Source organism: Moraxella bovoculi 237 (assembly GCF_000696305.2).
GTDB classification, from domain to species: domain Bacteria; phylum Pseudomonadota; class Gammaproteobacteria; order Pseudomonadales; family Moraxellaceae; genus Moraxella; species Moraxella bovoculi.
Genome location: NZ_AOMT01000022.1, coordinates 172035 through 193546, shown reverse-complemented (window position 1 = coordinate 193546; position 21512 = coordinate 172035). Strand labels below are relative to the sequence as shown.

Genomic DNA, 21512 nt, shown 5'->3' with positions numbered 1-21512 from the left:
GTACTTCTTCTTAATATAGATGAGCTTGAAAAAAGGTGAAATATCGCCTTTAGTGTTTGTATTTTTAGTTAAAATTAGCATGATAAGATGGCAAGACATGCGCTTTTAGCCACGCATAAAATGGCTCGATGCTCTGCTCACCATGGGATTGTAGCCATTCTAGCTCAGCATTCAAGTCTTTCATCACTTTTGGGATATTCTCTAGATATCGATGTTTACCATCGCGTTCTAAGAGGCGAATAAAAATGCCAAGCACTTTTAGATGGCGTTGTACGCCCATGATGTTCACATCTCTGGCAAAGTCATCCAAATTAATATTTAGCGCTTTGATGGCGTGAAATTCTCCAATCCTAGCATTAACCCAAGTCTCATGAAAATTAACATAAGCATCGCGCACCAGACTCACCAAATCATAACTGTACGCACCGATGACCGCATCTTGAAAGTCAATCACGCCAAGCGCATCACTGCCTTTGTCCGCCATGAGATTGCGACTGTGATAGTCACGGTGGACAACGACTTTTGGCTGCAGCTTGATTTGCTCAATAAGATCATCTTTAAATGTCTGCCACATGCTCTTTGCATCTTCTGTCAAAGACACACCCACATAAGGCAGGAACCACTCGGTGAATAAATCCATCTCAGCACACAGTTTCTCGTCACTGTAAGCAGGTAAATTAACATCGGTAGGTAAAGTCTGCAAGTCCGCTAAAGTTTGCAATGCCTTGGTATAATATGCATTAAAATTGTCCGCATCGTCACGAATGAGATGGGCAAATTCCACCGTACCAAAATCTTGTAACAGCAAAAACCCTCGCTCAATGTCACGTGCAATAATATCAGGCACATTGACAGCACTGGTCATGATCTCAGCGACATTCACGAATTCGACCACGCTTTCTTTATCAGGTGGTGCATCCATGAGTAGATAAGTGGTGTACACACCCTCACCGGCGTTCATATAGATACGATGATAACGGCGGAAGCTGGCATCGCCCGCCAAGCTCTCCACACGAAAACCCATGCTTAGGTTAGCATTCAAAAAAGCCATCATCTCATCATGGCGTGCTGTCATGTTGATTCCTTAAAATATCAAAAAGAAAATTATCGCAAATTTTATCACGTTTCGCAGGATCATACGTAATTTGATGACAAATAAAATCATCAGACAGAATCCAACATGATTATAAAATCTTGCAATCTTTATTAAAAAATAGTGTAAAATAGCAAACATTTACCAAAAAGATCAAACAAGGTTATTGGCTGTGAAATCAATCAAACTCATCCCTGCGCACTCCACCCACGCAAAAGCACGTCTGATGATGAGCGTTCGTATGGCGTTATTTGGGGCAAGTTTATTACCCGTGGGCACGCTCGCACAAAACATTGAAGCCGCCCAATCCACCCAAAACAGCCAAGAAACCGCCAGCCAACCGAGCAAAAGCTTAGAGAGATTGGCAAGCTATTATCACGCCAAACCTAGCGAAAATGCGCGCTGTCAGGGCGTGTGGATACACCCAAGTCAAAACCGCCAAAGCCAAACGCTCGCTGAACAGCTGGGTGCAGACACAGAATCGGACAATCATTATGATGACACTGTGGACTTTTTGGATGATGTAGCGGCATCTGATGCAATGCCTTTTGACGACGTAGAAGCGCAATCATCAGCAAGTTCACTCCAAGCCCAAGCAGACCAAACCAAGAACAACGATGGCACTTACTACGCTCAGGCGGATTATGGTTATTATGATAACGATGAATACGCTGAACTGTCAGGTAACGTCATCCTAGAGCAAAATGGTCAGCAAGTACTTGCCGATAAGATTACCTTTAACCCAAAAACTGGTGAATCGAAAGCCATCGGTCAAGTCGTTTTTGGGGATAATCCTGCCAACATCCTAAACGCCCAAGAGTCAAATACCGACAAACAAAATAAAGGTGCGGGCGTAGGCATCATTGGCGTGGCTGGCGAATTGGACTATAACGCCCAAACCCAAACCGCTAATGCGCAGGACGTCGCCTTTGCCAGCACGACCATCGGTGCGCACGGGCACGCCAAAGAAATGAAAAAAGTCAGCGACAGTGAATACCACATGAATGATGTGATGTTCACCACATGCCCACCCACCGAGCGCAAATGGCATCTGGATGCTGACAGCATTGAGATCAACAGCGATACAGGGCGCGGCATCGCGAAGAACAGCACATTAAAAATTAAAGACGTGCCTGTTTTTTATTTGCCTTATTTTAATTTCCCTATCGATGATCGTCGCAGTAGCGGCTTCTTGTTGCCGCGCGCAGGCTTTGGCTCCTCTGATGGCTTTGAGGTGACGACGCCTTACTACATGAATCTTGCGCCGAATTATGATTTAACCTTAAGCCCGACGGTATTCACGAATAAAAACCCGATGCTTGAAGCGGAGTTTCGCTACTTGACCGAAAAGTACGGCTCAGGCATCATTGATGGTGGCTACCTACCAAGCGATCGTAAATACAACGATGAAGATCGTTATCATCTATTTTATGACCATGAATGGCACTCAAAAGCCCTCAAAAACTTATCGGCTTATGCGACCTATCGCCATGTATCGGACAGCAAATACCCCAACGATTTTGACACGCTGGGTCTAAAAAACAATCCTTTGAATCTATCACGACGCATCGGTGTTAATTACTATAACGAGCATTTGACTGCCGACCTAAAAGCTGAGACCTTCCAGACGCTTGATGGCACCAATAACGATGGCACGCCAATTCAAGACAAGGATAAGCCATATTCTCGCCTGCCGCAGCTTGCTGTGAGCTACTCTCTACCCAAATCAACCGATGCGCTTGGTGAGCGATTCAATATTCCAAGCTCATTAGACCGCGTGGATGTGACTGGCATTCACAACACTGCCTATTTCAAAAAATCCATCAAGGATAATTCTGAAACCGAAAAAAGCGGTGTGCGCATGTACAACCAAATCTCAGCAAGCTATCCGATGCTGCGCTCATGGGGTTATTTCACGCCAAAGGTCAGCCTAAATCACCTATACGCCTCTTATGACGAAGACAGTCTGGCGGTTCAGAATCTTAGCGAAAAAGAAGGCTCATATTCAGTATTTGCGCCACAGATCGGGCTAGATACTGCAGCATTCTTTGAAAAATCAGGCTCGCCATTTGGGTGGTTTGATGAGTCATTAGGCGGCTATCAGGTATTATCACCACGCCTAAAATACAACTACACCCCCCATAAAGATCAGAGCAATATTCCAAACTTTGAAACTGCATTCTCAGCCATGAGCTACGATCAGCTGCTGTCTGATTCATGGTTTTTGGGCTACGACCGCATTCAAGATTTGCACGCGATTACACCTGCGCTGAGCTATCGTTATATCGACAAAGATGGCTTGACACGTTTTGATGGCGGATTATCGCAGCAGTTTTATTTAGATGATCTGAATGTCGGCATCGATAACAGTCAAGCCTATAGCGAAAACAGCTCGGGTCTGGCTTGGAAAGCAAGCACGCAGCCACTGAACAGCCTATGGGTCAATGCAGATGGTTCATTCTCTCATGACTATGACCTCAATCACGTCACCGCCCAAATTCGTTATCAGCCAAATGAGCAAAGCCTGTATAGCTTTGGCGTGATCAACCGCAAAGAAAACAAAGCACTTGTTCAACTTCCGCTGCAAGCCTATACCGCAGCTGCCATTTTCCCGATTAATAACCGCTGGCGTCTGCTTGGTCAAGCACAATACGACCATCGTAACGACCGCTTACTAGATGCGCTGGTAGGCATTAATTATGAAGACTGCTGCTATGGGTTATCTGTCTATGCGCGCCGTTATCGCAATAGCCTAAAACCTGATGATGATGCCAACAACGCCATCATGGCAGAGATTCGCCTAAATGGCATTACCAGCGGCGGACGCCTAAATGACCTCATGAACGATAAAGTATTAGGTTATGAAAACATCCAAAACGCATGGCAACGCGCCTATTGATAGTATTGCCAAATCGTTACACTATTTTGTGTTAGCTGTCGGTTTGGTAAAATTTTGCACAGCGCTTAACATTTATGCACTCACATTTGACGATGTGTGTGGCAAATGCTACACTTAATGAGATTTTTTATTAACAAAACAAATTTCCCAAGGAATTGATATGCAAGGCAAATTTTTAATTCGCCCATTATTCATGGGTCTACTTGCCGTAAGCGCTCTAGGCTCATCCGTTATTGCTAGCGCTAATATTAGTATTTCGCAGAGCACAGATGGCATCATCGCCGCCGTCAATGATGAAATCATCCTAAAAAGCGAACTCATCGCTGCAAGTGCTGCACTGGCTGCCGAATACCAAGCCAACAACATCAATGCCACGCCTGCACAGATCCAGCGCGCCGCACTAGACAGCTTAATCACACGTAAGATCCAGCTTGGTATCATTAAACGCGCTGGCGTTACCACTAACGAAGCTGTCATTAACCGCCAAATGCTACAAATCGCTCGCTCGCAAGGTCTAGACTCTCTAGCGGCGCTACAGTCCTCGCTAGACAGCAAGCAAGCTGGTAGCTATGCTGCTCTGCGTAAGCAGCTCATTGAGGATGCTGCGATTGGCGCGTTGTGGCAGCACCAAGTATTGACACGTGTTAACATCACTGATCAAGAAGTTGAAGCTTTCTTGAACTCGCCCGATGCAGCTAGCATCTCACAGACGCAATACCACCTGATTCACATTCGCGTGCCTTATAAGGCGGACGCTAGCACCAAAGACAAAGCTCGTGCGCAATCTGTCGCTGAACAAATCACCACCAATCTACAAAATGGCGACTCACTAAATGCCGCGCTTGATAAAGTTAAGGACTATGAGCCACAGCCGCAAGGTGCAGACACTGGCATGATTAATCAAAGCGCCCTACCTGCCCACATCGCCGCCCAAATCACCAATCTATCAGCTGGCAGCGTCACACAGCCCATCGTAACCGAGGCTGGTATCGATGTGGTAAAACTGGTCGCCAAAAATGACAATGCTCGCGTGCTGATTCCAGAATGGCAAACAAGCCACATCCTAGCGCGTGTGGACGACACCCAAAATGCCGCCATGGCAGAACAAAAAATCAACGCCCTGTACAACGAACTTCAAAAAGGCGCTGATTTTGCCAACCTGGCTGCCACTTATTCAGATGATTCAGGGTCAGCGCAGCAACGTGGCAGCCTAGGCTGGGTCGGCGAAGATCAGATGGTGCCTGAATTTGAAAACGTCATGAAAAACACCGAAAAAGGCGACTACTCAACACCGTTCCGCTCTCAATTCGGTTGGCATATCCTAAAAGTTGATAATGAGCGCACGCGTGACGTGACTGATCAATATCGCAAAAATGCTGCCCGCGAGATGATTTTTAGCCGTATCGCACCTCAAGCCGAAGAAGATTGGATTCAAGAAATGCGCGCCGCTGCTCACATTGAAATTTTTGAATAATTTAAATACTTCAAAAAACCAAAAAGACGCCGTGATTGGCGTCTTTTTTGATGCTGAATCAAGACTCCTTTTGGCACTTCTCCACCCAAAAATCAATAAAAGCACGTACCTTTGCACTCAAAAAAGCTCGATCCATATACACCGCGTACAAGGTCACCGACAGCACATCATAATCAGGCAATAATCGCACCAATCTACTTTCCGCTAAGTCACGCTCCACAAGCCAATCAGGCGCATAGCCTATCCCTACGCCTTCAAGGGCAAGCTCTGTATTCATCGGAGTGTCGTTACTGACTATGATTGCAGTAGGCTCGATGGTGTGCTTGGTTTTATTTAACTTATGAGTGATGGTCAGGCTGTCCATTTTGACATAAGTTGGCAAGATTGCCTGATGCTCGTTGAGCTCATCGGGCGTCGTGGGCGTGCCGTGCCTAGACAGATAATCAGGGCTTGCCACCAAATAAAAATCCATCATCGTCAATGGTCTTGTGATCAAAGATGGCTTAGGTTCATGAGTTAAGCGCAGCGCCAAATCAAACCCTTCTGCCACCAGATCCACCAGCTGATTCGACAGCGACAGATTAAGCACAATATCTGGGTATCGTTGTTGAAATTCTGCCAAGAATCCAGCCACCTTAGGGTTGGCAAACCATCTAGGCATGGTGATTTTTAGCTCACCTTGCGGATGCGTGGATGCCCCTGTGGCGACCTGCTTTGCGTCATCGAGCACCTCCATAGCATGCAAAGATTCTTGATGATAATGCTCGCCCGCCTCAGTAAGGTGGATGTTGCGACTATTGCGATGTAGGAGTTTTGCGCCAAGTGTACGCTCTAGATGTGCAATGTGCTTACTTGCCATCGCCACCGAAATATCAAGCGCATCGGCTGCTTTAGTGAAGCTGCCATTTTGCACCACTTGATGAAACACGCGAATGCTGGTTAAGGTATCCATAAATTTAAAAGATTAATAATTTCTTAAATTATAACATGCTTTTAGATTATTTCTTATTAAGAAATAATCCATCAACAAAATCACCATTGTTTTCTCATGGCTATCGATTATAATGACACCACCAAATCAATTTAATCACAGGATTACCACATGACTTACAAGACTCTACAACAAGCCGCTGAACTCCGTCGTTCTATTTATGTACTAAATAAAGACCTACCTGTCAGCACACAACAGATCGATGACGTTGTAAAGCATGCGGTACTGCACACGCCATCATCATTTAATTCACAGTCGAGTCGTCTGGTCGTCTTGCATGGACAAGAACACGACAAGCTATGGGATCTAACCATCGAGGCGTTAAGCACCATCGTGCCTGCTGATAACTTTGCACCCACTAAGAGCAAGTTAAACATGTTCAAGGCTGCTGCTGGTACGGTACTGCTGTTTGAAGACATGAGTGTCATTGAAGGCTTACAAGCGCAGTTCCCTGCTTACGCCGAGAACTTCCCAATCTGGGCAGATCACGCCAACGCCATGATCCAGTATGCGCTATGGACCACATTAGCCACCCTACAAGTGGGCGCCAACCTTCAACATTACAACCCTGTGATTGACGATGCTGTCGCTAAAACTTGGAACATCCCAAGCAACTGGAAGCTTCGCGCACAGCTCGTATTTGGCGGCATCGGCGCACCTGCTGGTGAGAAAGAATATGCACCGATTGAAGACCGTTTCGTCTCATATGGCGCATAATTCCCAAGACCTTAACCATCTTTCAATCAAAATAAGGGCAATAGCGCCCTTATTTTTTGTGCATGATGACTAGTAATATTATCAATCTTTAAGCAATAATTCGCCCAATTCTTTACCAAGCGCCAACAAAATAACGAATCGTGTCTTTATTCGGTATGTGCTATAATGCGCGCAATTTTTGCGATTCTTAAACTTTATGAAGAAAATTAGCTTATTACCTTTGACTTTAGTAGGCGTATTATTATCAGCCTCATCTTCCATGGCAGCTGATGTGGATAATGAACTTCTCACTATCATCAAGCCAAACTCAAGCGGCGTGAATAAATTCACTCAGGTCAGCAGCGTAAACTACAGCAGCAGTGCTTTTGGTGGCACCAACTCAAGCACTTATGCAAGCTCTGGCATCAGTAACAGCGGCAGCTATGACTCAATGATTCGCGCTTCTGCTGAGCGTCACGGCGTTGATCCTGCGCTGGTCAAAGCCATTATACACACCGAATCATCATTCAATCCTTATGCCCGCTCTCCAGCAGGCGCACAAGGTCTGATGCAGCTCATGCCTGGCACCGCCAGAGACATGGGCGTGATGAATGTCTGGGATCCTGCTCAGAATATCGAGGGTGGGGTCAAGTACATCGCCTGGCTGTCGCAACGATTCTCAAACCGAGATCACATCATCGCAGCATATAACGCAGGTCATGCCAACGTCAGACGTTATGGTGGCACTCCTCCATTTAAAGAGACCAGAAATTACGTGCGCAAGGTCAATAGTCGCTATCAGACATTATATGTTAATGACACCAACCTCATGCGTGGCAGCAGTTATCAGCTTGCGATGAATACAGCGCCTCAGACGAACACCTCACCGACGCCAGCTGCCATTCATGCCGATAGTGATAGCACGCCGCAGACACCAACACTCTCTCAGGTGGCAGGTCGCGTCTACATGAATAAGACTTACACCACGGTTAATAGCAACTAATCTAATAACATACCTGATGCAGATATGATGATTTTGTTATTTTTTGTGCATCGGGCTCAAAATCTCTTTAATTTTCCTAATTTACCCTTATAATACCATCAATCAGATTTTTTAATGAAAATCTGATTTTGGATTAACGTATTTAACTTATCAGAAGATTTATTTTTAAAAGGAAAACTAGCCCATGATGCGAATTGGTTTATTTTTATTAACCAACATAGCGGTTTTGGTCGTATTTAGCATCGTTTTTGGTATTTTGTCCAGCGTATTTGGCTTGGGCGGTGTGCATGGCTCGAACGGTCTTAACTATGCAAGTTTGGCCGTGATGTGTCTAGTCTATGGCATGGTAGGCTCAATCATTTCGCTATTTTTGTCAAAATGGATGGCAAAGAAATCTACCGGAACCGTCGTCATTGAGACGCCACGCAACGGTACAGAGCAATGGCTTGTCGATACCGTCGCCAAACAAGCTAAAGCGGTCGGTATTGGCATGCCTGAAGTGGGTATTTTTGATAATGCGCAGCCGAACGCCTTTGCTACCGGCTGGAACAAGAACAGCGCACTGGTCGCTGTCTCTACAGGTCTGCTACACACCATGACCGCCGAAGAAGTCGAAGCGGTACTGGCTCACGAGATCGGTCATGTTGCTAATGGCGACATGGTAACACTTGCCCTGATTCAAGGTGTGGTGAACGCCTTTGTGATGTTCTTTGCACGTATTATCGGTAATTTTGTGGACAGAGCAATCTTTAAAAATGAAAGCGACAGCCCTGGTATTGCGTATTTTGTGACGAGTATGGTGATGGATATCCTGCTTGGCATCTTGGCTAGCACCATTGTGATGTGGTTCTCTCGCCTACGTGAATACCGCGCTGATGAGATGGGTGCACGCCTAGCGGGTCGTGACAACATGATCGCTGCGCTGAACGCCCTTCGCCCTGCTGAAGCTCGTCCCGATCAGATGCCTGAATCGATGAAAGCATTCGCCATCTCAAGCGGGCAATCAACTGGCTTTAGCATTGCCAATCTGTTCCGCAGCCACCCAACCTTAGATGATCGTATCGCGTCGCTACAAAAGCTACCTAACTGATCCAATCAACATAAATTCGATCGGCCAAAAAGCACCGTCATATGGCGGTGCTTTTTTGTGTATTAATTTAGGGTAACAAAAATGGGACAATCACAGGCGCCAAGAATGCAGTTAAAATGCCATTTAATATCAGCCCAACGGTCGCATAGGCCACATGACGCGATCCCATTTGCATTGCTCTGGCTGTACCTAGCGCATGGGATGCTGTGCCCAGCGATAGACCTTGAGCCATAGATCGGCGAGCACGCATTTGATGCAGGACATACACACCCATCACTTGCCCTGTCACGCCTGCAACCAATACCGTCGCCGCACTGATGCCCACCACACCACCAAGCAAATCCGTCACTTCGATGGCGATCGGCATGGTGACAGACTTGGCTGCAATGGCAATCATGCTATCTTCAGCACCTCCCAGCAGTCGCACCAGCCCAACCCCCGAGACAATACCCACCACAGAACCGATAAGCTGAGATACCATGATGGGCAGCCATTGAGCACGTATTTTTTGCCACTGCACATAAAGCGGCACCGCCATGCACACCACCACAGGCTGCAACCAAAAACTCAAATAACCACTTGCCTGATTAAAAACCTCCCACGACACATCGGATAATTTTAAAAACAAAATCACCGCCACCGTAGTTAATAAGGTAGGATTAATCAAGGGTTGTTTTAAAGTTTGGCGCAACCACAGGCTAAGCTCAAACGCACCAATCAGCACAAATAGCAACAAAAACGGGCTGCTCTTTAACAAGGATAGCTGCTCAATGATGGATACTGACATCACTTAGATCCTTTTAAAGAATGCTTTTGTCGTCTTCTTAGCCACTCGTAACTCTTGGCGGTACTGATTAATACGAGCAGCGTGCTTACGATGGTCGCAGTCAATAAAATCCACAAATCATCAGCAATGACATCCAAGTACTGCATGATAGAAATACACGCAGGAATCACAAGCAGCACAAGATGATCAAGCATAATCTTGGCAAGCTTTTGCATCGCATCTAGCTTAACAATCCTTGATTGTAATGCCATGAACAGCAATAAAAGTCCAATGATGCTGGCAGGCAGTGGCAAGCCCAGTCCCTCAACGATTACTTGACCCAGAAACAAACACAAAAACACAATCAAAATCGGACGCAATAACACAGCAAGCCTCAGCCAAAATAATACCAATTGTAACGCAAAGACGCCAAATCGCCAAATGATGCGTAAGGATTTTTTACAATTATGTGCCAAATTTATGCTTGCCTAGGCGCAGAATAAGACTTATTATCATCACTGATAATTTACAAGGAACATCATATGCCAAAAACCACCATTCAAACCAACCAAGCCGCCCGCATTGCCAAGCGCCTTACCAATCATTTTAAGCACAAAGTTACTGTCACTAAGACCGACATGGGCTATTTTGTGAACATGGCTGGCGCAGACGTTACCTTTACACCAACCGACAACGAACTTCATATTGAATATGTGCGCAACGAAAGCACCGACAGCCCAGAACGCCCTTATGATGAAGAACGACTTCGCTTCGTCATCACCGACCACCTTGATCGGATGGCTGGCGAGACTTTTGAATATCATTGGAGTGAATGAATTTAAATCCTGCACATCGCAGGATTTATTTTTGAAAATCTGTAAAATCGGTTATAATCCTTGGTTTATGACTTACCAATAATTTATCTAAAGGACATGCCATGCAATCTGTACAAGTCAAACTCCTAAACCCCAAAATCGGCTCTGACCCTAATTTCCCCCTGCCCACTCGTGCCACAGACGGATCGGCAGGCATAGACCTAAGAGCGTGCATTGATGAACCTGTGGTTATCAAAGCGGGCGAGACCAAACTCATCGGTACAGGCATGGCAATTTATATCAAAGACCCCAATTTTGCAGGGATTATTTTGCCACGTTCAGGACTTGGGCATAAGCATGGCATTGTGCTTGGTAATCTTGTTGGTCTGATTGATGCTGACTATCAAGGCGAGCTGATGGTGTCGGTGTGGAACAGAAGCGATAGCGATTTTATCCTAAATCCTGCCGAACGCATGGCTCAATATATGGTGGTGCCTGTGGTACGTCCAAGTTTTGAGGTTGTCGATGAATTTAGCGATGACAGCGAGCGTGGGACAAGTGGGTTTGGTAGCTCTGGGATTAAGTGATTGATTTTATTGGTAATTGACAAATTTTTACAACTATTTGAAAGGAAAATGCCATGCAATACAAAGCCTCAAACCACAAATCCCTAACCCTAGACGAGGCCAAACACACAAGCGAGGTCATCACGACCGCCCTGCCTTATATCCAGCGTTATAAAGACAAACTCATCGTGGTCAAATACGGCGGTAATGCCATGACCGACCCTGTGTTAGAAAGCTCTTTTGCCCGAGATATCGTCCTACTAAAAACGGTCGGCATTCATCCTGTGGTCGTGCATGGCGGAGGCCCGCAGGTGGATAATCTCATGAATGAGCTTGGACGTGAGTCTGATCGCATAGACGGCATGCGAGTGACCGACAAAAACACGATGAACGTGGTAGAGATGGTGCTGGGCGGTAGCGTAAACAAATCTATTGTCAATCTCATTAACAAACATGGTGGCAAAGCAATTGGTCTGACAGGTAAAGATGCCAATCTCATCACTGCCGCCAAACTCGCCATGACGGATAAAGATGGCAACCCCATTGATTTGGGCTTTGTCGGTGAAGTCGCCCACGTCAATACAGATGTCATCAATATGCTAATCCATAGCGACTTTATCCCTGTCATCGCCCCCTTAGGTGTGGACGAACAAGGCGAGACTTATAATATCAATGCCGACCTAGTGGCAAGCCGTGTGGCCCAGTTTTTAAATGCCGAACGCCTACTTCTGCTAACCAACATCAAAGGCGTGCTAGATAAAAGTGGCAATATCCTGACCAGTCTATCGCCCACAGACGTGGATAATCTCATCGCTGACGGCACCATCAGCGGGGGCATGATACCCAAAATCGCAGGGGCATTGGATGCGGTCAAAGCAGGGCTTAGAAGTGCGACCATCGTGGACGGGCGAGTGCCACACGCTTGTTTGCTTGAAATCTTTACCGAAGAAGGTGTGGGTACGCAGATTTTAAGAGAAACCAATGGTTAAAATTTTAAAGGCGGTCTAGCACCGTCTTTTTTATTGATTCTAACAATATAATCTTTTAATTACTCCAAAACCGTTTGGAAGTCCCCATGCAAAAATCCCTTGACCTTATCGTCTTTATCGCTTTATTGTCCGCCTGCTCTGGGCCCCATAACGGCGAGATGTCTCATCAGTCAGCAAGCTCTGATGTGGCAAGTGTGGATAAGGCAGACGTTGCCAGTATGGACGCAAGTGGTAAATCTGACAACTACAAACCCCGACAATCCTACCCTTGACAGCCAAGCCACCACCCAAGGCGAGCAGGCTCATTTGGCAGACAAAGCCTTTATCATCAAGGCGGACGTAAATTTTGCCGTCAAAGATGTGGCTGCCACCAAAGAACAGCTTGAGAGCCTAACCCTACAAACGGGCGGATATATCCAAACGTCCAAGATTTATAACAACACCACCGACACGCACCGCTACCCGATTGGGGGCGAGCAGTTAAAGGTACTGACCCATTTTGTGCGTCATGGCATGATGGCTGTGCGCATCCCCAAGGTAAATGTAGGCGAGTTTTTAAAGGGGTGCAAGGACAAGTAGTGTTTTTGGACGGTCAAGAATTTAACGCCACCGATGTCGCCCCAGACTTACAACGTAACGCCCTACACGCCCAGATAGAAGCCGAACGCCAAGCCGAACTGGGTGAGCTTGACGCCACCAAAACGGACGATTTGGCGGACAAGTCCACCCATGTGGGCGAGATGACGGATTCAAAATACCGCCAAACCCTTGCCGAACTTGACCGTAAGGCTCTTGCCGAGCAAGTGGCATTTAGCACGATAACACTTGCTTTTTATCAAAATCCACAAATTTTTGAATCGGTCATGCCCGACACACAGGCATATGTCGCCAAAGACGAGCGGGCGAATTTTGGTCATCGCTTTGTCCAGAGTATCGGCACAGGCTGGCTGTATTTCTTAGAATTTATCTTGTGGTTGGCAAGTTTGTGGGCGCTGGCTTTGGGGCTAATTGTCGCCGCTCTATTTTATAAAAAAGTGTTTAAGCCGTTTTATAACATACCATTTAGAAAAAAGATAACTGGTGAGACGGTAAAGCCAAAGGAGATGGGAAATAAAGAAAGTGCAAGCAAGTGATAAGGTTGGGCGATAATGATGTTAAATTGCCCGAATTTTATTAAAATTCAGAATCTCATAAAATTTATGCAGTTTTACATCGGATGATAAGGGGTTTATTCGTCCAATAGCCAAGCTTTTATTTAGAACAAAGTTTATCTAATATAAATAAACATCACACCCAAAACACCCCGCTCCACTCGCTCTCATCAAAGCCGATAAGTGCCACGTCATCGCCCACCACTATTGGGCGTTTTAACACACTAAGGTTGTCCTTGACTATCTCATACATGGCGGACACATCGCCACTGGTTAGTACCGTTTTGGTGGTATCATCTAGCTTGCGGTAAGTTGTGCCTTGTTTGTTGATGACTTTCTCGCCAAAGGTTGCCACAAATTTGGTGAAGTCATCTTGGCTTAGTACCGACTTTTTATAATCAAAAAATTCATGCGCTATGCTGTTTTGATTCAAAAAATCAAAGGATTTTTTCATGGTGTTACAGTTTTTTATGCCGTAAATCGTCGTCATGGGGGTGTCTGGCTTTACAAAATATTGGCAAATTATAGCAAAAATCAGCTATAATAGTATGTTAAATTTTCTATGTTCATCTTTATTTCATGAGCCAATTATGACAACCAATCAGCCCTTAAAAGACTACGATTTTCATACCTTAGAAAGCACCCAACAAGCCAAATGGCAAGCCGAAAACCGCTATCACACGGATAATAACGACAACGGCAAACCCACCCGCTATATGCTATCCATGTTCCCCTACCCAAGTGGTAAGCTACACATGGGGCACGTGCGTAACTACGCCATCACAGACGTATTGTCTCGCTACTACCGCCAAAAGGGCTATGACGTCATGCAGCCGATGGGCTGGGATGCGTTTGGTTTACCTGCCGAGAACGCGGCCATCGACAACGGTGTCGCTCCTTATGCATGGACGATATCCAACATCAATCACATGCGCACCCAATTAAACGCCTTGGGTCTGTCTATTGATTGGTCTCGTGAATTCGCCACCTGCAACCCAGAATATTACAAGTGGGAACAATGGTTATTTTTACAGCTTTACAAAAAAGGCTTGGTTTATAAGAAGTTATCTACCGTAAACTGGGATCCTGTGGACAACACCGTCCTTGCCAATGAGCAAGTCGTAGACGGTCGTGGATGGCGCTCTGGCGCAATCGTTGAAAAACGCGACATCCCAATGTACTACTTCAAAATCACCGATTATGCTGACGAACTGCTTGACGATTTAAAACTGTTAGAAAACAAATGGCCAAGGCAAGTCCTGTCCATGCAACAAAACTGGATCGGCAAAAGCCACGGCATGGAGCTGGAATTCGCTTATGAGATCGATGGTCAAGCCGACAAGCTCACCGTGTTCACCACCCGCCCTGACACCATCATGGGCGTGACTTACCTTGCAGTTGCAGCCGAGCACCCATTGGCTCAATATGCCGCCCGTCACAACGAAGCGGTCGCCCAGTTCTGCGCAGAATGCAAACAAGGCTCAGTCGCAGAAGCAGACCTTGCCAAAGCCGAGAAAGTCGGCATGGATACAGGCTTGGTTGCAATCCACCCCATTACAGGTCAAAGTGTGCCTGTCTGGGTTGCCAACTACGTACTGATGAGCTATGGTTCGGGCGCAGTCATGGCAGTACCCGCCCACGATGAACGTGACTTTGAATTTGCCAATAAATACAACCTACCCATCCGCCAAGTGATCGACGTGGGCGGACAGGCTTATGATAATAAGAACTGGCAAGAATGGTATGGCGACAAAGGCGGTGTGTGCATTAATTCAGGCGAGCTAGATGGTCTTAATAAAGATGACGCCACCGCTAAGATCGCACAGATTCTAGGCGACAAAGGCAAAATCACCACTCAGTATCGTCTGCGTGACTGGGGTGTGTCTCGTCAGCGTTATTGGGGCTGCCCAATTCCGATGATCAACTGCGAATACTGCGGCACTGTTCCTGTCGATGAAGCCGATCTGCCTGTCGTATTACCGACTGATGTCGTGCCTGACGGACGTGGCAACCCACTTAAATCCATGCCAGAATTCATCGACTGCACCTGCCCAAAATGCGGACAGCCTGCCGAGCGCGAGACAGATACCTTTGATACCTTTGTAGAGAGTAGCTGGTATGCTCAGCGCTTCACCACACCACATGACGACACGCAGATGGTGGGTCGTGCAGGCGCAGACAAATGGCTTGCCGTAGATCAGTATGTGGGCGGTGTTGAGCATGCAGTGCTACACTTATTATACGCTCGCTTCTTCCATAAGGTCATGCGTGACGAGGGTCTGGTCGGTGGCGACGAGCCATTTGCCAACCTACTGGCTCAGGGTATGGTTCTGGCAGGAACTTTCTATCGTGAGAATGCGGACGGTTCGACGACTTACTATTTCCCACACGAGGTTAATGTCGAGAATGGTGAAGCGACCCTAATCGCCGACGGTCAGCCTGTCGTGATTGGTAAGATCGAGAAGATGTCAAAATCGAAGAACAACGGCGTTGACCCACAAGAGATCATCGAGCAATATGGGGCTGACACCGTCCGTCTATACACGCTATTTACCGCACCTGCCGATCAGACACTAGAGTGGTCAGATTCAGCACTAAAAGGCCCGCACAACTTCGTCAAAAAAGTATGGCGCATCACCAATGAGCACCTAGCCGCCATCGATGGTAATAACAACCTTGCAATCGATAAGAATACACTAACCAAAGCTGCTAAAGACCTACGCCGTAAGACGCACGAGACCATCGCCAAGATCGATGTCAGTCTGGGCGAGCATCTGGCGCTAAACACGCCTGTCTCATCTCTCATGGAGCTTGCTAATGAGATTGGCAGCTTCGATGTGAATGACACCAACGACTTGGCAGCACGTCACGAATCCATCGTTACCCTACTGTCGATGCTGGCTCTGTATGCGCCTCATGCTGGTGAGTATCTGCTAGAACAGTTCGGCTTTGATAGTCGTGCCATCAGCTTCCCCAGCCTTGACAAAGAAGCCCTTGCCAATGACACCATTACCATGGTCGTTCAGGTAAATGGCAAAGTTCGCGGCAAGATGGATGTAGCGACAGGCTTGGATAATGACACACTTATCGGCCTTGCCAAAGCTGTCGATGGCGTCGATAAATTCTTGACGGGCGAGATCAAAAAAGCCATCGTTGTACCAAATAAACTGGTCAGCTTCGTGGTTGCAAGCTGATTGATAAATAGGAATCAACATGAAAAAAGCCCTTGTACTAGCATTTGTGGTAGCAACAGCGACAAGCCTAAGTGCTTGTGGCTTTGCCCTACGCGGCAGCGATCGTACAGCTGCTGTGATTGCCCCTACCAACCTTAGCACTCAGCTAATCTTAGAAGATAACCAATTTGCACTAGGGTTAAAGCGTCCTTTAGTTAAGCGCTTACAGCTATTAGGTGTATCAGAGCAAGCCACTGCCGCCAACACCGTCAAAGTAGACAATCTTCGTCTGCGTCGTTACGAATTGGTCGGTACCTTAACCGAGGTTCGCTTGGTGATGATGGCAGATGTTAGTTACACCATCGGCGGTCAGACTCATCGCGCGCCTGTTCAAGTTGAGCAAAGCTATCAATACAATGAGGCCAGTGTCGTTACCGTCGATCAACAAGGTGAGAAAACCAAAACGCGGCTCTACGATCACTTGGCTCAGCGTATCGCTGAACAGTATTACGCCAAAGCCAAACTCTGATAATGCAGCAGCGTTTTATACCTCTGTATGAGCAGCTTCGGGGTGCGGACCCTGCAAGCAGTCAGCCCATTCAAGGCTTTTGGCTCATTCATTCAGATGAGCCGCTGATTAGTCAGTGGATCATTGATGCTTGTCGCCCCATCTGGCAAGCACACGAACAGACCATCAAACGCATCGAGCTGACCTCAGCCAAATCTTGGACAAATGTCATCGCTGAACTTGACAGCCTAAGCCTGTTCGGCGATGCCAGCGCAATCATCGTCTCTGGCAACCATAAGCCCGACAAAGACACTCTTGATGCTCTGGCTCGCATTGCACCAGACACACTGCATCATCTACTGTGGCAAACCCCAAAACAAGACAAAAAATCACTTAGCACCAAAGCCATCAAGCTGTTCGACCAACTTGGACTCATCATTGATGGCAACATTTACGATGAAAGGATGCGCGGCGAGCTGCTTAGGATGCAAGCGCGTCATATTGGCGTTACCCTAAATGCCGATGCTTGGCAGATGCTCATGATGCATACCGAGCACAACCTACTTACCGCCCATCAAAATCTTTGGCGATTGTCATTACTATGCCCGAATGCTATCATTGACATCGACATGCTCACAACCTGCCTTGTGGACGGTGCGGAATTTAGCGTCTTTGACTTATCCGACACCGTACTGGCAGGCAACACCACAAAAGCCCTACAAATTCTCAATCATCTAAAAAATACCGACATTGCGCCAAGCATTATCCTATGGGCACTCGCCAAAGATGCGCGCCTCATCCTACAAATCCAAGCAGGCAAAAACCCAAGCAACCTAGGAATCTGGCGCAATAAAATATCAAGCTACACGAACGCTGCCAGACGCTCACCAACCTTAACAAGTCAATCTTGGCTAAGCGCCATTTATGACATAGATACGACCATCAAAGGTGTTAATGATGCTAATGTATGGCACCTGTTGCAGCAGTTGGTTTTGTCACTGTGCGGTACACCAATGCGGTCTAACCAGCTTACAACGCCGTAACACAAAATTAAAAAAAATACGCACAAAGATACTGGTTTGACCCATACTGTGCACAGATGACATTGATATCATAAGTCGCTTTTATCATTTTTAAATTTTTGCCAAAAGATTTTTATATTTCATCGATATTTTAACCCTATTTGCCCTTTAATCATTGTCCGCAGGTGATGATGAACACAGCTGCCAAACCCAAATTTACCAAGTACGCCAAGTTATCAATCATCGTTATCTTGCTTGCCTTGATCGCTCTTGCGCTTTATTATTTCTTTAAACCCAAAGAAGCCCCACCGCGTCCTATCTGACTGCCGATGCGGTGGTGGGCGACATTGAAAACACGGTCATGGCGTCAGGTAAGGTCAAGCCCATTCAAAGCGTGGACGTGGGGGCTCAGGTATCAGGGAGTATTGTCAAGCTGTACGTGAACGTGGGCGATGAAGTCAAAAAAGGCGACCTGATCGCCCAAATTAACCGAGTAGAACAAAAAAACACCGCCACCATGGCCCTACTCATCTCGTCCATCACCGTCATCTCGCTCATCGTGCGCGGTATTGGTGTGATGAACATCATGCTCGTGTCCGTCGCCGAACGCACTAGCAAGATTGGTATGCGTATGGCGGTCGGGGCAAGACAGTTGGACATCATGGGGTAGTTTTTGATAGAAGCGGTATTGGTGTGTATCTTGGGCGGTGTCTTAGGGATTTTACTTGCCTTTGGTGTGGGCAGTCTTGTCAATAAATTTAGGGGGCGACAGCGTAGGTGTGATTTACTCGCCCCTATCTATCGTGGTTGCCTTTGTCTGCTCAACGCTTATCGGCATTGTGTTTGGCTTTTTGCCCGCCCGTAACGCGTCAAGGCTCAACCCTGTGGATGTGTTGGCACATAATTAATCACCCAATAAAATCGCAAACTTAAAGGTTTGCGATTTTTTATAAAAAATATAAAAAACCACTTGCAAACATCCAAATATACTGTATAATACGCACCACATTAGCGATAAGGGTCGTTAGCTCAGTTGGTAGAGCAGTTGACTTTTAATCAATTGGTCGCAGGTTCGAATCCTGCACGACCCACCATTATCCTAATAGCAAGTTAATTTTAAAAATATTTAAAAAAAATACTTGCAAAGTTGAAATTATCTAGTATAATACGCAACACAAATCGGGTCGTTAGCTCAGTTGGTAGAGCAGTTGACTTTTAATCAATTGGTCGCAGGTTCGAATCCTGCACGACCCACCATTCCCCAATAGCTCAGTTGGTAGAGCATCGGACTGTTAATCCGTGTGTCCCTGGTTCGAGCCCAGGTTGGGGAGCCATATTCCAAGAAGTCCTTCTCATATCGAGAAGGGCTTTCTTTTTATATCTATTAAATCATTCGTTGTAATTGTCAAGTCACCGACCTTAGTTACTGATATTCATAATGAATAAATTTCGGTTCAACTATTAACCAAATAAAAAAGCGCATTCATTTGAACGCGCTTTTTATTCTTAATACGGCGACATCATCGGTGCAATTTGGCTTACTGCCAAATCTTTGATGACCAGTTGTAGGCTTTGATTGCCCTGCCATTCGTTAATCTCCAAGGCGAATAAGATGTGCACATGACTGGCGCGATAATCCCATTTGTCTGCATCGTAATTAAACCAAATGGCATCAATCGGATACTGAACCTGACGTAGGCGAAGGGTTAGTTTTAGGTGCTTATCCTTCATCACACGGAAGTTTAGCACCTCAAATTCACCATCAAAGCTAGGCGGTGCAAAGCCGTTACCCCAAACGCTGACGCTCTTTAATTCTGATACAAATCTTAGGCTAAAGTCCTCGGGCAGCAGTTCGCCATCTGTGAAATGCTCTTCGTTAAATATCAACTCATCAAATTCATCCATCACCATCAAGAACTCCTGCATGAATTCATCAAAATGCCGCTTTTTAATCGTAAGTCCTGCCGCCATGGCATGCCCACCAAAATGCGTGATCAAGTGCGGATGTGCGATCGCCACCGCCTCAATGGCATCACGAATGTGCACGCCAGCGATGGATCTGGCTGAACCTTTGATGTAATCATCGTCGTCAGTTTTTTGGGCATCTGCTGGAGCGAATACGATGGTCGGACGATACAGGCACTCCTTAATTCTGCCTGCGACGATGCCAATAACCCCCTGATGCCAGTTGTCTTGGTATAGAATGATGGCGCGCGGCAGGCTGATCTCTTCTGCAGAGCCAAGGTGCAACTCATGAATGATGTCATTCGCCTCATCTCGCATTTGCGTCTCGATGGCGCGGCGCGAGTGATTCAATTTATTCAGCTCCAACGCCAGCGTATGCGCTCGGCTCCAATCATCCGCCAACAAGCATTCGACGCCTGTGCGCATGTTATCCATACGCCCTGCAGCATTAATGCGGGGAGCAATGGCAAAACCCAAGTCATCGCTACTGATTTTCTCATGGTCGCGACCCGACTGCTCTAATATCGCAAGCACCCCATGACAAGCTCGTCCACTACGGATGGCATTTACCCCATGCGTCACTAAGATGCGGTTGTTCTGATCCAATGTTCCAACATCCGCCACCGTACCCAGCGCCACAAGGTCTAGATACTTGGCGACACTTGTCGTTGATAGCCCTGCTTCACGGCGGATGCGCGCCACACGACCCATGACATAGAATGCCACACCCACGCCGACCAGGGATTTACTGCCAAAATTACAGCCTTGTTGGTTAGGATTCACGACAGCGGCGGCACTCGGAGATGGCTTGGTGGTCAGATGGTGATCTGTGATGATGACTTGGATGCCAAGCTCATCGGCGCGCATGACACCGTCATGGCTTGAGATGCCATTATCCACAGTGATGATAACCTCTGGGTTAAATTCCTCTGCGCCATAGCTGACAATCTCTGGTGTCAATCCATAACCAAATTTAAATCGATCAGGCACCAAGAAATTCACATCAGCACCCATCTCTTTTAGGCAGCGAACCATGAGTGCTGTTGAAGTTGCACCATCACAATCAAAGTCACCTACGATCAAAATACGCTTTTGCTCATCGATCGCTTGACTGATTAAGGTCGCTGCCTCATCAAGTCCTGTTAAGTCAGATGCAGGCAACAGCTGTCCTACCGAAGTATCTAGCTGTGCCTCATCGTGAATGCCACGAGCGAGCAGCACACGCGCCAAAGTCACAGAACCGAACGCCTGAACCAGTTCATCATCAATCTTACCTGTGTAGCGCAGTGATAAATTAAGCTTTGTCATTGT

The 21512-nt window shown here is 46.6% G+C and carries 21 protein-coding genes, 3 tRNA genes and 2 pseudogenes; 20 read left to right on the top strand and 6 right to left on the bottom strand.

What is annotated here, in order from left to right; all coding sequences use genetic code 11:
- Positions 1–64: 64 nt before the first annotated feature.
- On the bottom strand, positions 65–1075 hold the full coding sequence (locus MBO_RS05555; RefSeq protein WP_036365202.1) for an aminoglycoside phosphotransferase family protein: 1011 nt from the start codon (positions 1073–1075) through the stop codon (positions 65–67).
- Positions 1076–1265: 190 nt separating this feature from the next.
- Between MBO_RS05555 and MBO_RS05550 the strand changes: the two genes are divergently transcribed.
- Positions 1266–3992: an LPS-assembly protein LptD gene (locus MBO_RS05550; RefSeq protein WP_052585324.1), complete on the top strand. Its 2727-nt coding sequence runs from the start codon at positions 1266–1268 to the stop codon at positions 3990–3992.
- 160 nt (positions 3993–4152) lie between these two features.
- Positions 4153–5466: a peptidylprolyl isomerase gene (locus tag MBO_RS05545; protein ID WP_036365199.1), complete on the top strand. Its 1314-nt coding sequence runs from the start codon at positions 4153–4155 to the stop codon at positions 5464–5466.
- A 58-nt stretch (positions 5467–5524) separates the two neighbouring features.
- On the opposite strand, the gene MBO_RS05540 is transcribed toward MBO_RS05545, so the two are convergent.
- Positions 5525–6418, bottom strand: coding sequence for a LysR family transcriptional regulator (locus MBO_RS05540; protein ID WP_036365196.1), 894 nt, complete (start codon positions 6416–6418; stop codon positions 5525–5527).
- 150 nt (positions 6419–6568) lie between these two features.
- On the opposite strand from MBO_RS05540, the gene MBO_RS05535 reads away from it, so the two are divergent.
- From MBO_RS05535 to htpX, 3 genes are all read left to right on the top strand, one after another.
- Positions 6569–7174: a nitroreductase family protein gene (locus tag MBO_RS05535; RefSeq protein WP_036365193.1), complete on the top strand. Its 606-nt coding sequence runs from the start codon at positions 6569–6571 to the stop codon at positions 7172–7174.
- 220 nt (positions 7175–7394) lie between these two features.
- The gene (locus tag MBO_RS05530) at positions 7395–8156 is read left to right on the top strand and encodes a lytic transglycosylase domain-containing protein (protein WP_227712674.1); all 762 of its coding nucleotides are present in this window, start codon (positions 7395–7397) and stop codon (positions 8154–8156) included.
- A gap of 184 nt (positions 8157–8340) precedes the next feature.
- The gene (gene htpX / locus MBO_RS05525; RefSeq protein WP_036365191.1) at positions 8341–9246 is read left to right on the top strand and encodes a protease HtpX; all 906 of its coding nucleotides are present in this window, start codon (positions 8341–8343) and stop codon (positions 9244–9246) included.
- A gap of 67 nt (positions 9247–9313) precedes the next feature.
- Here the strand turns inward: htpX and MBO_RS05520 are convergent, their stop codons facing one another.
- Entirely contained in the window at positions 9314–10033 is a 720-nt protein-coding gene (locus tag MBO_RS05520; RefSeq protein WP_036365188.1) for an LrgB family protein, read from the bottom strand.
- Positions 10033–10488, bottom strand: a complete 456-nt coding sequence (locus MBO_RS05515; protein WP_226997805.1) for a CidA/LrgA family protein — start codon at positions 10486–10488, stop codon at positions 10033–10035. Before MBO_RS05515 ends, MBO_RS05520 begins: the two co-directional genes overlap by 1 nt.
- Before the next feature lie 66 nt (positions 10489–10554).
- On the opposite strand from MBO_RS05515, the gene MBO_RS05510 reads away from it, so the two are divergent.
- The 6 genes from MBO_RS05510 (at position 10555) to MBO_RS05485 (ending at position 13515) form a co-directional block, all read left to right on the top strand.
- Positions 10555–10848, top strand: coding sequence for a DUF2218 domain-containing protein (locus tag MBO_RS05510; RefSeq protein WP_036365185.1), 294 nt, complete (start codon positions 10555–10557; stop codon positions 10846–10848).
- Between the two features lie 101 nt (positions 10849–10949).
- Positions 10950–11414, top strand: a complete 465-nt coding sequence (dut, locus tag MBO_RS05505) for a dUTP diphosphatase (protein ID WP_036365182.1) — start codon at positions 10950–10952, stop codon at positions 11412–11414.
- Positions 11415–11467: 53 nt separating this feature from the next.
- Positions 11468–12382 (top strand): acetylglutamate kinase, encoded by a 915-nt coding sequence (argB, locus tag MBO_RS05500; RefSeq protein ID WP_036365180.1) that lies wholly within the window; start codon positions 11468–11470, stop codon positions 12380–12382.
- An 86-nt stretch (positions 12383–12468) separates the two neighbouring features.
- Positions 12469–12654, top strand: coding sequence for a hypothetical protein (locus tag MBO_RS05495; RefSeq protein WP_160169670.1), 186 nt, complete (start codon positions 12469–12471; stop codon positions 12652–12654).
- A complete protein-coding gene (locus MBO_RS05490) occupies positions 12611–12961 on the top strand; it encodes a DUF4349 domain-containing protein (protein ID WP_160169669.1) in 351 nt (116 codons plus the stop codon). The genes MBO_RS05495 and MBO_RS05490 overlap by 44 nt, the downstream gene beginning before the upstream one ends.
- Positions 12946–13515 (top strand): DUF4349 domain-containing protein, encoded by a 570-nt coding sequence (locus MBO_RS05485; protein WP_152545107.1) that lies wholly within the window; start codon positions 12946–12948, stop codon positions 13513–13515. The genes MBO_RS05490 and MBO_RS05485 overlap by 16 nt, the downstream gene beginning before the upstream one ends.
- A gap of 154 nt (positions 13516–13669) precedes the next feature.
- Here the strand turns inward: MBO_RS05485 and MBO_RS05480 are convergent, their stop codons facing one another.
- Positions 13670–14023 (bottom strand): Spx/MgsR family RNA polymerase-binding regulatory protein, encoded by a 354-nt coding sequence (locus tag MBO_RS05480; RefSeq protein WP_036365171.1) that lies wholly within the window; start codon positions 14021–14023, stop codon positions 13670–13672.
- A gap of 100 nt (positions 14024–14123) precedes the next feature.
- Between MBO_RS05480 and leuS the strand changes: the two genes are divergently transcribed.
- From leuS to MBO_RS05440, 9 genes and pseudogenes are all read left to right on the top strand, one after another.
- On the top strand, positions 14124–16727 hold the full coding sequence (leuS, locus tag MBO_RS05475) for a leucine--tRNA ligase (RefSeq protein WP_036365321.1): 2604 nt from the start codon (positions 14124–14126) through the stop codon (positions 16725–16727).
- Between the two features lie 19 nt (positions 16728–16746).
- Positions 16747–17235, top strand: a complete 489-nt coding sequence (locus MBO_RS05470) for an LPS-assembly lipoprotein LptE (protein ID WP_036365167.1) — start codon at positions 16747–16749, stop codon at positions 17233–17235.
- 2 nt (positions 17236–17237) lie between these two features.
- Positions 17238–18257 carry a DNA polymerase III subunit delta gene (holA, locus tag MBO_RS05465; RefSeq protein WP_036365163.1) on the top strand — a complete coding sequence of 340 codons (1020 nt, stop codon included), beginning with the start codon at positions 17238–17240 and terminating at the stop codon, positions 18255–18257.
- Positions 18258–18427: 170 nt separating this feature from the next.
- Positions 18428–18559 (top strand): hypothetical protein, encoded by a 132-nt coding sequence (locus MBO_RS10170; RefSeq protein WP_265013586.1) that lies wholly within the window; start codon positions 18428–18430, stop codon positions 18557–18559.
- A 38-nt stretch (positions 18560–18597) separates the two neighbouring features.
- Positions 18598–18687, top strand: a pseudogene (locus MBO_RS10325) (hypothetical protein); the annotation flags it as partial.
- A 51-nt stretch (positions 18688–18738) separates the two neighbouring features.
- A pseudogene (locus MBO_RS10065) lies at positions 18739–19144 on the top strand (FtsX-like permease family protein); the annotation flags it as partial.
- A 110-nt stretch (positions 19145–19254) separates the two neighbouring features.
- Positions 19255–19330 (top strand) — tRNA-Lys (locus MBO_RS05450).
- Between the two features lie 87 nt (positions 19331–19417).
- Positions 19418–19493: transfer RNA gene (locus tag MBO_RS05445), tRNA-Lys, on the top strand.
- Between the two features lies 1 nt (position 19494).
- Positions 19495–19570 (top strand) — tRNA-Asn (locus MBO_RS05440).
- Positions 19571–19742: 172 nt separating this feature from the next.
- Here MBO_RS05440 and recJ read toward each other — a convergent pair.
- Complete coding sequence (gene recJ, locus MBO_RS05435) at positions 19743–21509, bottom strand: single-stranded-DNA-specific exonuclease RecJ (RefSeq protein WP_036365155.1); 1767 nt, start codon at positions 21507–21509, stop codon at positions 19743–19745.
- Positions 21510–21512 lie beyond the last annotated feature (3 nt).

Excerpts from the sequence above, each read along its gene's own strand:
- htpX (WP_036365191.1), top strand. The coding sequence starts at position 8,341 with ATGATGCGAATTGGTTTATTTTTATTAACCAACATAGCGGTTTTGGTC.
- MBO_RS05510 (WP_036365185.1), top strand. The coding sequence starts at position 10,555 with ATGCCAAAAACCACCATTCAAACCAACCAAGCCGCCCGCATTGCCAAG.
- MBO_RS05540 (WP_036365196.1), bottom strand. The coding sequence starts at position 6,418 with ATGGATACCTTAACCAGCATTCGCGTGTTTCATCAAGTGGTGCAAAAT.
- holA (WP_036365163.1), top strand. The coding sequence starts at position 17,238 with ATGCAGCAGCGTTTTATACCTCTGTATGAGCAGCTTCGGGGTGCGGAC.
- dut (WP_036365182.1), top strand. The coding sequence starts at position 10,950 with ATGCAATCTGTACAAGTCAAACTCCTAAACCCCAAAATCGGCTCTGAC.
- MBO_RS05495 (WP_160169670.1), top strand. The coding sequence starts at position 12,469 with ATGCAAAAATCCCTTGACCTTATCGTCTTTATCGCTTTATTGTCCGCC.
- leuS (WP_036365321.1), top strand. The coding sequence starts at position 14,124 with ATGACAACCAATCAGCCCTTAAAAGACTACGATTTTCATACCTTAGAA.
- MBO_RS05555 (WP_036365202.1), bottom strand. The coding sequence starts at position 1,075 with ATGACAGCACGCCATGATGAGATGATGGCTTTTTTGAATGCTAACCTA.
- MBO_RS05520 (WP_036365188.1), bottom strand. The coding sequence starts at position 10,033 with ATGTCAGTATCCATCATTGAGCAGCTATCCTTGTTAAAGAGCAGCCCG.
- argB (WP_036365180.1), top strand. The coding sequence starts at position 11,468 with ATGCAATACAAAGCCTCAAACCACAAATCCCTAACCCTAGACGAGGCC.
- MBO_RS05535 (WP_036365193.1), top strand. The coding sequence starts at position 6,569 with ATGACTTACAAGACTCTACAACAAGCCGCTGAACTCCGTCGTTCTATT.
- recJ (WP_036365155.1), bottom strand. The coding sequence starts at position 21,509 with ATGACAAAGCTTAATTTATCACTGCGCTACACAGGTAAGATTGATGAT.
- MBO_RS05545 (WP_036365199.1), top strand. The coding sequence starts at position 4,153 with ATGCAAGGCAAATTTTTAATTCGCCCATTATTCATGGGTCTACTTGCC.
- MBO_RS05470 (WP_036365167.1), top strand. The coding sequence starts at position 16,747 with ATGAAAAAAGCCCTTGTACTAGCATTTGTGGTAGCAACAGCGACAAGC.
- MBO_RS10170 (WP_265013586.1), top strand. The coding sequence starts at position 18,428 with ATGAACACAGCTGCCAAACCCAAATTTACCAAGTACGCCAAGTTATCA.
- MBO_RS05480 (WP_036365171.1), bottom strand. The coding sequence starts at position 14,023 with ATGACGACGATTTACGGCATAAAAAACTGTAACACCATGAAAAAATCC.